The sequence below is a fragment of the Elusimicrobiota bacterium genome, assembly GCA_016722575.1.
In the GTDB taxonomy this organism is placed as follows: domain Bacteria; phylum Elusimicrobiota; class Elusimicrobia; order FEN-1173; family FEN-1173; genus JADKIY01.
Genome location: JADKIY010000001.1, coordinates 185,780 through 197,352, shown reverse-complemented (window position 1 = coordinate 197,352; position 11,573 = coordinate 185,780). Strand labels below are relative to the sequence as shown.

At 64.2% G+C, this 11,573-nt stretch carries 12 protein-coding genes; all 12 read left to right on the top strand.

The features are described 5' to 3' along the window. Positions 1-331 precede the first annotated feature (331 nt). The 12 genes from IPP68_00945 to IPP68_00890 all read left to right on the top strand — a co-directional run bounded on the left by IPP68_00945 (position 332) and on the right by IPP68_00890 (position 11,341). The gene (locus IPP68_00945; GenBank protein MBL0348930.1) at positions 332-1,069 is read left to right on the top strand and encodes a hypothetical protein; all 738 of its coding nucleotides are present in this window, start codon (positions 332-334) and stop codon (positions 1,067-1,069) included. Between the two features lie 61 nt (positions 1,070-1,130). Beyond that, entirely contained in the window at positions 1,131-1,952 is an 822-nt protein-coding gene (locus tag IPP68_00940) for a hypothetical protein (protein MBL0348929.1), read from the top strand. After that, positions 1,942-2,688, top strand: coding sequence for a hypothetical protein (locus tag IPP68_00935; GenBank protein ID MBL0348928.1), 747 nt, complete (start codon positions 1,942-1,944; stop codon positions 2,686-2,688). Before IPP68_00940 ends, IPP68_00935 begins: the two co-directional genes overlap by 11 nt. Next, positions 2,675-4,249 carry a gliding motility-associated C-terminal domain-containing protein gene (locus tag IPP68_00930; protein ID MBL0348927.1) on the top strand — a complete coding sequence of 525 codons (1,575 nt, stop codon included), beginning with the start codon at positions 2,675-2,677 and terminating at the stop codon, positions 4,247-4,249. The genes IPP68_00935 and IPP68_00930 overlap by 14 nt, the downstream gene beginning before the upstream one ends. A 1-nt stretch (position 4,250) precedes the next feature. Beyond that, entirely contained in the window at positions 4,251-5,174 is a 924-nt protein-coding gene (locus IPP68_00925) for a hypothetical protein (protein ID MBL0348926.1), read from the top strand. Beyond that, a complete protein-coding gene (locus IPP68_00920; protein ID MBL0348925.1) occupies positions 5,171-6,376 on the top strand; it encodes a hypothetical protein in 1,206 nt (401 codons plus the stop codon). The genes IPP68_00925 and IPP68_00920 overlap by 4 nt, the downstream gene beginning before the upstream one ends. 14 nt (positions 6,377-6,390) lie before the next feature. Beyond that, entirely contained in the window at positions 6,391-7,158 is a 768-nt protein-coding gene (gene xth / locus IPP68_00915; protein MBL0348924.1) for an exodeoxyribonuclease III, read from the top strand. 25 nt (positions 7,159-7,183) lie between these two features. Beyond that, entirely contained in the window at positions 7,184-7,708 is a 525-nt protein-coding gene (locus tag IPP68_00910; GenBank protein MBL0348923.1) for a YaeQ family protein, read from the top strand. An 87-nt stretch (positions 7,709-7,795) separates the two neighbouring features. Continuing rightward, positions 7,796-8,983, top strand: coding sequence for a P-loop NTPase (locus tag IPP68_00905; protein MBL0348922.1), 1,188 nt, complete (start codon positions 7,796-7,798; stop codon positions 8,981-8,983). Continuing rightward, positions 8,929-9,600, top strand: coding sequence for a NifU family protein (locus IPP68_00900; GenBank protein ID MBL0348921.1), 672 nt, complete (start codon positions 8,929-8,931; stop codon positions 9,598-9,600). The genes IPP68_00905 and IPP68_00900 overlap by 55 nt, the downstream gene beginning before the upstream one ends. Before the next feature lie 15 nt (positions 9,601-9,615). Beyond that, on the top strand, positions 9,616-10,854 hold the full coding sequence (locus IPP68_00895; GenBank protein ID MBL0348920.1) for a chorismate-binding protein: 1,239 nt from the start codon (positions 9,616-9,618) through the stop codon (positions 10,852-10,854). After that, entirely contained in the window at positions 10,835-11,341 is a 507-nt protein-coding gene (locus IPP68_00890; GenBank protein ID MBL0348919.1) for an aminotransferase class IV, read from the top strand. The genes IPP68_00895 and IPP68_00890 overlap by 20 nt, the downstream gene beginning before the upstream one ends. Positions 11,342-11,573: the final 232 nt, after the last annotated feature.

Genomic DNA, 11,573 nt, shown 5'->3' with positions numbered 1-11,573 from the left:
AAGAATATGCCCACGTGGGCAACTAAATGTTACATACTTGTTACATCTCGTTAACCATCTCTTTCCGGGACCGTATTACAATGTATCCAAGAGTTCCCGGCTCCCATCGAAATCGACAACGCATTGTTGGAGCCGGCGCCGGAAACCCGTCAATGGCGAGGGGTTCGATTCTTCGCCGGCGCGGGACGGTCAGCGGCGACGCGCAAGGCACCGCGCGCCGGGCACGCCCGGCCGATCCGTCCAGGGCCTCTTCACCGGCCTCGAATTGACGGTGCCTTCCAGCGACGGTTCCAAAGCCCCGCACTCATCCTTGATGTATAGGAGGAATCACATGAAGAGACTCACCACTCTGGTAGGAGCGCTCGCGGTCGCTGCGTTCGCCCTCACCAGCGCGCAAGCGGCCAGCACCGCGGACACCAAAACCGCCAACGTGTCCGTGACCATCGCCGGCGTCAACACCATCAGCCTCGCGATCAAAAACATGGACGGCACCACCGCCGCGACCATCGGGTTTGCGAACGTCGACCCGGGCGGGTCCACCTGGACGGCCAAGGGCTCGCAATTCCTTCAGCTGAGCGTCAACGACAACATCAACACCGGCTGGGAACTGCGCAACTACACCGACAACTTCAACTTTGCCGGCGGCGTTCTGCCCGACACGACGACTTGGGGATACCAGTACGGCGGTCTTCGCGGCACCGTAAACGGCAACCGGGCTGGCGTGGGGTGGTTGGTTCTCCCCGATTCCGACGTGGCCAAGAACTTCGGAGGTCCCGATGCGGCCAACCCCGTGGATGGCGCGACCAACGGCTACACCTTCCTCAAGGATCGGAGCGACCGCAATCCTCCCGGGTTTACCGACCAGTCTTTCGACGGCTCGGCCGGCTACAAGAACATCGCCTTCGGCGGCCTGACCGAAACCCGCATTGTGCGTCCCAACCGCCCCGGCGGCAACGACGTTCTATCGGGGAAAACGGCGCCCTTCTTCTACTTCCTGGGCGGCGACTTCAAAGGTGTTGCGCCGGGCGATTACACGGCCACCATTACCTTTGAATTGATGAATCTCTAAAGCCACAAGCCCGGTGGCGACCCGGGGGCTTCGGCCCCCGGGCGCGCCCGCGGGTTGGCTTATGCGGAATTCTTTGTTTCTGGGCGCTCCGGCGCTGGTGCTTCTGTTCGCCCCCGTTCTCCGGGCCAACACCTTTTTGGAGGTGCGGCCAGGGGTGGTGGAAGAGTCCGTCCCCGCGGGTCAATCCGCCAAAGGGAAAATGATCGTTCGCAACAACGGGGACACCGAAGTCCTCGTGGAAATTGAAGTGCGGGACGAATGGGCCGATCGCACGGGCCTTCCGTCCCTGCCGCCCGCCGAATGGCTTGACCTTAAGTTTCCCCACCCTTTCGTCTTAAAACCCGGCGCCGCCAAAGAAGTCGCCTACACGGTAACGCCCCCCGCTTCCTTCAGCGGCGAGGCCATGGCCATGGTCGTTTTTGGAGGCCCCACCTCAAATCCCGGCGGCGGAACCGGCTATCGATTTCGCCAGGGAATTCCGGTTTACATGCTTTCGACAGCGACCGTTCAGGGCCAAATTGCCCTTGCCTCACTCCAGGTTTACCTCAATTCGCTCAAGCAGCTCGAATTTGCCGTCGAACTAAAAAACAACGGGCCCGTCCACGTCCGTCCCCAGGGCGCGTTGAAGATTTCAAACCCGCGGGGGATTGAAATCGGCGCCGTGTCCCTTGCCGGCGGTCTGCCGGTGTTTCCCACCAAAAATCAAAAATTTTACGCCCGAGACCAACAAAACGCTTACCCCGAGGGTCTCTACCGTGGGCAACTGAACGTGACGGGCGAAAAAGGCGGTCTTTTGTTATCGGGGAGCCTCGGTTTCCGAATCGACAAAAAAGGCCAAGTCACGGTCACCAGCCCTTTCGCGGAGACCCCCGGTGCGCCTTAAGGCCAGTCCCCTATTCTTAGGCTTGGCCTTGGCCATCGGCGTCCTCGCCGGAAAGCCTACCGCGGCCCGGGCCCTCGACCTGCGGCCCGAATTGATCGCTTTGCGAGGGGAGCCCGGAGATTCGATTTCAACCGATTTGGCCGTCGTCAATAATTCCTCGGCGTCGGTTCGCGTCACTTTGGAAGTCCACGGCCCGGGCGAAACTCCCGCTCCGTGGCTGTCGTTGAGGCCCCGGACATTGCGTCTTCCGGCGGGCGGCCGACGAACCGTTCGTTTGAGCGCCCGGGTCCCCAACGCCGTGGGGGAGCTGTGGGGCGAAGTGTGGTTGCGTCAACGCGCCGCGGGCGAATTGACCGAAACCCGCGTGATTCGTCGCGTGGCCCTTCGGGTCGCCGGGACCGAAGTTTTTGACGCGCAGTTGAAAGACGTAAAAGCCGCGGTGGAAGGCAACGACGTCGTGGTGAACGCCGTTTTGGAAAACACCGGCAACGTGACGATGCGCGCGAAGTTGGTGGCGGACTTGGAGCGATTGGACGGCCCCCTCGTCCGGGCCGTGTCGGACTTGACCAATCAACCCCTGGCCCCGGGAGAAAGCGCCCGGGTTCGTTTGGCCGCGCCCAAGGTGGGTTGGTTTTGGACCGGGCACGGGGCCCTCTCGGCCTATTACCGGGATTCCGAAGGAAAAACGTTTCAAATTCTCAAGCCAATCGGGGAGCCTTCGCGTGCGGCGCCGTGATCGAATTCTCCGATTCTGGGTGGGAGCCGTTGCGGGGCTCTTATGGTCCGCCGACGTCGGCGCCCTCGAGGTGAAAATTAAAAACGTGGCCGACGACGAAATCGCCCCGGGAGTGGTGTTCAGCACCGCTTCGGGCGCCGCCAACCAATACCGCACCGGCCTCCAATACATCGAAATCGCCCACCCCGAATCCCGTTTCCGGAAGGTCTTTGTTTACACCGACAACGGCGCCGCCTTCGGGCAATCCAAAGAGGGCCTGGTCAATCAAGACGACCCGGGTCAACCGCCCGTGCCTTTTTATTGGCGAAATTTCCCCGGTCGTCCCGAGGCTTTCGATCCGGGGAACGAATGGGCCTGGACTCTTTTGCTGGAGAAATCCCTGCCGGAATTCGCCGTTGAAGCCACCAAGGACGCCCGGGCTCTGGTCACGCCGGGCGACGACGGGCTTTCCCGCGTTGCGGTCGCTTTTAAAACGCCCGTGGAGACCGAGCGGGGAACCTACGTGTCGCGGTTGGTGCTGGAAGAAATCAGCGACGTGGCCGACATCAACGGACCGGTGGTCGACCACACGCCCTTTAACGACGTCATCCTGGTCAACATTCCGATCGGAGTTCAAACCACCGCGGAGGACGATGGATCCGTTGTTTCTTCAACGTTTTATTTCCGCTTGGACGGAACGGGCCTGTTCCAACCCCGGACGACGATTTTAACGCCGGACCCCGTCAACCCTTTTAAGTGGATGGTCCAAGCGACGCTCGATCCCGGGGACGTGCATCCCGGGACCATGGACTACTATTTTGCGGCCCGGGACAATTTCGAGAACGAAACCGTCACCCCGATCTATCGGGCCAATTTGGTTCCCGAAGACGGGGCCGTCACGCGAACGATGTCGGTCGAGGGCGGCTTGACCACGGTGCCGGTCGGGGACCCCCTCCTGCCGGGTCTCACCCTCGATTTCCCGCCCCACAGCCTGAACGGCGACCAAACCCTTCAGGTGACGCTCAAGCCCTCGTCCAATTACCCGTCGGTGGAGGGTCGAACGCCGCTCCGGGTATTCGACCTGTCGCCGGACGGGCTTCGCTTCAGCCGGCCGGTCACCCTCAGCATTCCCTACCCCGACCAGGATCAAGACGGGCGGGTGGACGGCACGGGCGTGGACGAGACGTTGCTGCGCGTGTTTTGGTTCGACGGCCACCTCTGGCGCTTCGTGGGCGGGCAGGTGGACCCGGTGGCCAATCGGGTGAGCGTGGCCATCTCCCATTTCAGCGTCTACAGCCTGGCGCCCCTGGCCACGACCTTGACGCCCGACATGGTCCGGCCGGCGGAAAAGATCATTACCCCCAACGGGGACGGCCAAAACGATTACGCGCAATTCAACATTTCGGGCGAATTCACCGTGGAGTTCTTCGATTTGAGGGGCGAGCGGGTGCGCCGCCTCTCGGGCATCAACATTTGGGACGGCCGGGACGACGACGGGAAATTGGCGGAAACCGGCACGTATATTTATCGTTTGACCGGACAGGGATTGACGGTGACGGGCGCCCTGGCGGTGGCGCGCTGACATGAACGCTCAAACTCTTCGACGATCTCTGGCCGCCGCCGGGGTTCTGCTCGCCGGCGTCTCCGGTGTCCGAGCGGCGTTTCGCGACCCCCTCTGGTCCGCCCGGGCGGCGGCTTTGGGCGGGGCCTTCACGGCCCTGGGGGACGATCCCACGGCGGCTTTTTACAATCCCGCGGCCACCACGGAAATGAAGTCGCCGGCGGCCAACTTCACCTACGCCAAATTGTTCACCGGGTTGGACGAAGTCAACGTGTCTTTAAGCCAATTCGCCTACGTCCGCCCCTTAAAATCCTTCAACGTCCTCTCGGTGGGCTGGGGGAGCGTCAGCGCCTCCAATTTGCGGCGGGAAGACACGGTGACCTTCGGCGCGGCCCATCTGTTTCGCGATTTGGGCGACATCGGCAACCTGGCCGTGGGCGTGTCGGGCCGTTTGTTGTCCCAATCCTTCACTTTGGACAACCGGACGTCGAGCGATCCCGTGTTCCGCGACGGGCGCACCCGAAACGACTTCGCCTTGGATGTGCACATCCACCTGGCGGAAGTGGACGCCTTGTCCCGGAACATGGCGTTGGGCCTTTCCGTGCGGGGAATCAACCGCCCGGACATCGGGTTCGCCTCGAAAGACAAACTCCCGATGGAGGCCGTGCTGGGGCTCGCCTACCGATGGCGGAATTGCACCCTGCCCCTGGACATCGTTCAACGGGGTTCCAACGTGACGCCCGAAGCGGGCGTGGAGGCCCGGTTCGCCGCCGACCACCTGGCCCTTCGAATGGGGAGCGACACCCATTCGATCGGGACCGGCTTGGGTTATCGTTACGAACGCCCCACGGGCCTCGTCCTCTCTTTTGACTACGCTTTCCTCTGGCCCCTCAATATCCAAGGCACCTCGGGTTCCCACCGGGCGACCCTGGGGGTGCGGTTTTGAACTTGAACTTCTCAGGCCGGAAGGCCGGATTCGCGGCCGGGGCCCTGGCGGCGTTGGCCGGGGTTGCCGCCCGGGCCGAACCCCAATCGGTGGCCGTTCGTTCCGTCGGGGTGGGCGTTGAGGCTTCGAGAATCGTCGATAACTTTGACGACGGGGACAACACCAACGCCCTGGGCGGGGCCATGGGGGACATGGCGTCCGTGGGGACGACGATCGATCGGACTTACGACACGGAATCTCCCCACGCCGGGGCCCGCACGCTTAAATTCACCTATGGTTTGAGCCCCCTGGGAAGTTACGCCGGGTTTTGGATGAAGCTGGCCCCCGCCGCCGCGCCGATCGACATTGCCTCCTGCACCGGTTTGCGCTTTTGGATCCGCGGCGCGGTGGGCGGCGTGGAGCATTTGAAGATTCAAATGATCAACGGCAGCGCCGACCCCGCCCGGCGAACCGCTTTCGTTTACGTGAACGATTTTCTTCCGACCGGACGCGTGGAGTCCGTTTGGCGGGAAGTGCGGATCCCCCTGGCCGCCTTCGGGAATCTGGACAGTTTCGCCAACGTGGTGGAAATCTCCTTCGTGTTTGAACAGGCCTACGCCGACCGGTCGGGGCTCGCCGTCGACGGCACCGTTTACATCGACGACGTCGGGTTCCAGGGTTCGGCTTTTCCCGCCGTCCCCCTGGACGCCTTCGCCGACGGCGAAGACCGCAACGCCCTGGGGGGCCGCGTTGGGGACATCGGGAGTACCACGAGCATTTCCCACGTCTACGACCCCCTTCAATTCCACGGCGCGTCCCGTTCCTTAAAAACCGTTTACGACGTGACCGGGAACGTGGGCACCGACTTCGGCGGGCATTATTTCATACTGGGAGGCGGCCTGGATGGGTTCGCCCCGCAGCCCGTGAATCTGTCCGCCTACCGCTATCTGAAATTTTGGGCCAAGGTCGGCGTTGGAAACCCGAGGCGGTTCGCGGTGGGGCTGCAATCGAACGCCCCCGCGGGGGTGGCCACCGTGGACATCGACGGCCTGACCACCGCCTGGGAACAGTACACCGTGGACATGGACGGTTTTCCTCCGACCAGCTTGGACAAGGGCACGCTGAAGCAAATTCAACTGGATTTTCAAAGGGCGGTCGTCCTGAACCAGGGCGGCGACCTGCAAGGCGTGGTGTACTTCGACGATTTCGAATTCGTGCGCTAGCCCGTTCCCGCCCCGTGAAAATCGCCACGTTTAACGCCAACTCCGTCCGTTCCCGCCTGCCCATCGTCCTGAAATGGTTAAACGCGGAGCGCCCGGACGTGTTGGCCGTGCAGGAAACCAAGGTCATGGACGACCAGTTTCCCCGGGCGGATTTTGAAAACGCGGGTTGGCACGCCGCGATCCGCGGCCAGAAATCCTACAACGGCGTCGCCTTTTTTTCTCAAAAACCTCTGGATTCCGTGGACGCCACCTGGGACCCCTCGGGGTCCGGGGAGGCCCGCGCCCTGGTCGGCCGGCTGGGCGAGTGGCTGTTGATCAACACCTACGTGCCCCAGGGGTTCGAGCCCGACTCCCCCAAATTCGAAAACAAGCTGAAATTTTACGCGGGCTTAAAAAAACTTTTCGCCAAGCACGTCCGGCCGGACGCGCCCGCCCTGTGGATGGGCGATTTGAACGTGGCGCCGACGGAAATCGACCTGTGGGACCCCAAGCGAAACGCCGAGCACGTTTGCTTCCATCCCAAGGCCCGGGCGGCCCTGGCGGCCGCCTGCGACGGGCTGTGGACCGACCTCTTCCGGGAAAAAGAAAAGGGGCCGGACCAATACACCTACTGGGATTACATGATTCCGACCAATTTCACCCGCAATCGGGGGTGGCGCATCGATCACATGATGGGGACCCCGCCGGCGGTTCGGCGGCTAAATAAAATTTGGATCGACCGGACGCCCCGGGGGTGGGAAAAACCCTCCGACCACACCTTCCTGGTGGCGGAATTCGACTGACCGCTTCGGCGGCCCCGAACCGTCCGTGATTTTACGCTGCGACCTCCATCTCAACGGCGGCCATCGCAAACTGATCCTGTCCCCCCACGCCGACGAGACCCTGGACCACCTGGCCCTAAAGCTTTCCGCCTTCCTGCTCCTCTGGGCCGAGGAGCCCCTGGTGGCCCCCTCGGCCAAACACCCCGCGCTTCTGGGGCAGGAATTCCGCCCCGACCTCCTGGCCCTGGACGACCGGGGGGAAGCGCGCCTCTGGATCGAGTGCGGCACCGTGTCCATGAACAAGCTTTCCAAGGTCTCCCGCCGGTTTCCCTACGCCCAACTGATCGTCGTTAAAGAGTCGCCCGAGGACGGTCGCCGCCTGCGCCGGGACCTTGAGGCCGAATCTCTACGGCGGGCCCCGGCCATTTGGGCCTGGCCCAAGGAGGCCTTCCGGGATTGGCGGAATGCCCTGGGAGAACGCACGGAAGCATTCGGGGAAAGCGGGGACCGCTCGTTGAACCTGGTGATCAACGAGACGCCCATCGCGGTCGATTTCCAGGTTGTGGAATAGGGCCCCGGGGGCCCGGGAGTTTGTGGGGCGACCCCAAGGCGCGGTCCCGTCTGGGAAAAACCGGACAGGAATGGTAAAATATCGATTATGACCCAACCCACCTCCGAAATCCTCGCCGCGCGACGTGGCCCCAAAGAACGACGGCCCGGCCCCGACACCTTGGCCAAGGTCGGCAACGTCATTGCGGTCGGCAGCGGCAAGGGCGGCGTGGGGAAATCCACGGTGACCGCCAATTTGGCCGTGGCCCTCACCAAGCTCGGCGCCCGGGTGGGAATTTTGGACGCGGACATTTACGGCCCCAGCCAACCCCGGTTGCTGGGCGCCCCCCTGGACCGCCCCCCCGCCGAGGACGGCCAAATCACCCCCATCGTCCGCCACGGCATTCCCCTCATGTCCATCGGGTTTATCGTGCCCGAGGGATCGCCGGTCATCTGGCGGGCCCCCATGGCGCTCAAGGCCCTGGCCCAATTTTTGGGGAACGTGGAGTGGGGCGAATTGGATTATCTGTTGATCGACATGCCGCCGGGCACCGGCGACGTGCAGTTGTCCCTGGCCCAGCAGGCGCCCCTGACCGGCTGCGTCGTGGTGACGACGCCCCAGGACGTCGCTTTGGGCGTCGCCCGGAAGGGCCTCCGCATGTTCGAGCAGGTGAAAGTGCCGGTTTTGGGCATCGTGGAGAACATGAGCGGGTTTGTCTGCGAGAAGTGCGGACACGATCACAAATTATTTAAGAAAGCCGGGGGCGAAACCCTGGCCCGGGAAACCGGCGCGCCGTTTCTGGGCGCGGTGCCCTTGGAAATCGCCGTCATGGAAGGCGGCGACGCCGGCGAACCGATTTTGCTGCGCACCGACCAATCCCCCGCGGCCAAGGCGTTCCTGGAAATCGCCCGGCGTCTGGAAGCCGAAGTGGCCCGGCAAAACGCCGGCACTTCCGCCGAGGAGCCGACCCAGGCCAAAATCGGTCCCGCGGGCGAATTGCGGCTTTCCTGGCCCGACGGCCACGAGGGCGCCTACGCCGCCTGGACCCTGCGCGGCCGATGCCCCTGCGCCCAGTGCGTGGACGAAGACACCGGCCGCCGGGTGTTGGACCCGAAACGCGTGCCTTTGGACGTCCGGATCACCGGCGTTCAGCCCGTCGGCCGTTACGGCCTGGGGCTGGCTTTCACCGACGGGCACAACACCGGCATTTACAAATTCGCCGATTTCCAGGCGATCTGCGAATGCCCGGCCTGCCTGGCCCGACGGGGAAAACCCGCCGAGACCTTTTCCGTTTGAGCGCCGTCCGCATCACCGCCGCGGTGTCGCCTTCCGACCCGCGGGTGTGCGCCTTCGCCCTCGATCGTCCCGTGTCCGACCGTTCCGTCGTTTGCCGCGCCGCCGCCCAGGCGGCCGGGTCCCCCCTTTTTGAGGAATTGTTCAAACTGCCCGGCGTCGTGCAGGTCTGGGCGGACGGATCTCGCGTGACCGTGGCCCGGGGCGAGGACACCGATTGGAAAACTTTCGCCGGAACGGTCGGCGCGGCGTTGAGGCTCGCTCTCAAAAGCGATCGTCCGCCGGTGGCCGCCGGCGTCCCCGCCAACGCGGCCGGCGGCGATCTGGCGGCCGACATTGAAAAAGTGCTGGCGGAGGAAATCAACCCGTCCCTGGCGGGCCACGGCGGTCGCGCGGAACTGGACGGGTTGGAGGGCCGGGTGGCGCGAATTCGGTTTGTGGGCGGTTGCCAAGGGTGCGGCGCGGCCCAGTTGACCCTGGCCCACGGGGTGCGCCGCACGCTCTTGGATCGCCTCCCCGCGCTCTCCGATGTTCGGGACGTCACCGACCACACGGCCGGTGAACGCCCCTATTACCCCTCCGGCGCCGCGGGCGCCAGCCCCTTTCCCTCCGCGAAGTAGCCGCGGCGCGGTCCCATGTCCCGGGTGGATTTTGTTTCCTTCGATCGCGCGCGGCCCGGTTGGAATTATTCCTTTCAAAATCCCCGGGGAACACGATGGGCGCGCCGTCCCTCGGAAGTGGAGGGCGTTCTCGGCTGGGCCGAATCGGAATCAAAACGCGGGCGCTGGGTGGCCTTGGCCCTGGCTTACGAAGCCGCCGCGACGTTGAACCCCGAGCTTCCGGCGGGGCGGTTGGGCCCGGAGCCCCTGGCCTGGGCCGCTTCCTTTTCCAAACCCGTCCCGGCGGTCCGGCCCCGGCCAAAACCATTTTCCCACACCCCCTGGCGGCCCGGGGTGGACGCGGACGCCCACCGTCGATCCATATCCCGCATCAAAACCCTCATCGCCCGGGGAGACACCTACCAGGTCAATCACACCTTTCCCTTGGAATGCCGGTTTTCCGGCGACGCCCGAAGCTGGTTTTGGTCCCTGGGACCGGCCCAGGGAGCCCGATACGCCGCGTTCATCGACGGGGGTCGGTGGAAGTGGCTCAGTCTTTCCCCCGAGTTGTTTTTTGAGCTCCGGGGAAACCGCGTGGTCCTCCGGCCCATGAAGGGGTCCGCCCCCCGGGGGCGTTGGCCCGCCGAGGACGCCGAACTCGGCGCCCGTCTCGGGCGGAGCCCCAAGGACCGGGCCGAAAACCTCATGATCGTTGATCTCCTTCGAAACGATTTGGGCAAAGTCGCCCGGCCGGGAACGATTCACGCCCGCTCCCTTTTCCGGGTCGAAAAGTATCCCACCGTGCATCAATTGACGTCGACCGTCGCGGGGCGCCTGGGCCCCGGCGTCGCCTGGCGGCAGTGCCTGGCCGCGCTCTTTCCCAGCGGCTCCGTCACGGGCGCGCCGAAGCGGCGGACCATGGAAATCATCCGGCGGTTGGAAACCGCGCCCCGGGGCCTCTACACCGGCGCCATCGGATTGATTCGACCCGACGGGAGCGGGGGAATTCAACGTGGCCATTCGGACGATCGCCCTGAATGGGAAAACGGGCCGGGCCCGTTGCGGGGTCGGCGCCGGGGTGACCTGGGGCTCCTCCGCCGTCGGGGAATGGCGGGAATCCCTTCTCAAAGGGGAGTTCCTTCGCGTTCCGGAGTTCCAACTGATCGAATCCCTTCGTCTGGAAGAGGGGCGTTGCCCGTTGAGGGAATTTCATTGGCGGCGGCTGCGGGACTCCGCGAAGCGTTTCGGGTTTGCGGTGGATCGAAAGTCTTTTGATCGGGCGTTGGCCGGCCCGGCGGGTCGACGGACCCGGGGGGTGTGGAAAACGCGCCTGCTTTTAAATCGGGAGGGACTTCTGGACGTTTCGTCCGAACCGCTGCCGCCCGCGACGGCCGCCTGGCGCGTGGCCCTGTCGGTCAAGCCGGTCGACGACGCCGACCCGTTCCTGTTTCACAAAACCACCCGGAGGGGGGCCTACGACGCCATGGCCGCGGGGCGCCCCGACGTGGACGAAGTGGTGGGTTGGAACCACCGGGGGGAACTGACCGAGGGAACCCGGACGAACGTGGTTTTGGAAAAGGGCGGGCGGTTCTTCACGCCGCCGGTGTCCTCGGGCCTCTTGGCGGGGGTGTATCGGGCGGCCCTGCTCCGCCGACGAAAGATTCAGGAGCGCGTGTTGCGGAAATCCGATTGGCGGCGGGCCGATCGGGTGTGGTTGATCAACGCCGTCCGGGGATGGATTCCCGCCCGGCGGATGAATTAACCGGGGCCGCCCGTTCCGTGGCGGCTTCCGCGCCCACAAAACATTGCCAGACACTACCGCGGTGCTTTTCGATCCAACAATTCACGGCGGGGTCGGCCCCCGTCTCCTGGACCACGGAGGACCGAACCCTCCCTCAGGCGCTAAATCCCCCCATTGTTCCGCCCGACCGGCCAGCGGGGCGTCACCAAATCTCGGTCGAGAAAGGAAAAGCCGTGGAACGGGGGTCGGAAAC

Coding starts and splice junctions, on each gene's coding strand:
- IPP68_00945 (MBL0348930.1), top strand. CDS start 332: ATGAAGAGACTCACCACTCTGGTAGGAGCGCTCGCGGTCGCTGCGTTC.
- IPP68_00940 (MBL0348929.1), top strand. CDS start 1,131: ATGCGGAATTCTTTGTTTCTGGGCGCTCCGGCGCTGGTGCTTCTGTTC.
- IPP68_00925 (MBL0348926.1), top strand. CDS start 4,251: ATGAACGCTCAAACTCTTCGACGATCTCTGGCCGCCGCCGGGGTTCTG.
- IPP68_00905 (MBL0348922.1), top strand. CDS start 7,796: ATGACCCAACCCACCTCCGAAATCCTCGCCGCGCGACGTGGCCCCAAA.
- IPP68_00900 (MBL0348921.1), top strand. CDS start 8,929: ATGCCCGGCCTGCCTGGCCCGACGGGGAAAACCCGCCGAGACCTTTTC.
- IPP68_00895 (MBL0348920.1), top strand. CDS start 9,616: ATGTCCCGGGTGGATTTTGTTTCCTTCGATCGCGCGCGGCCCGGTTGG.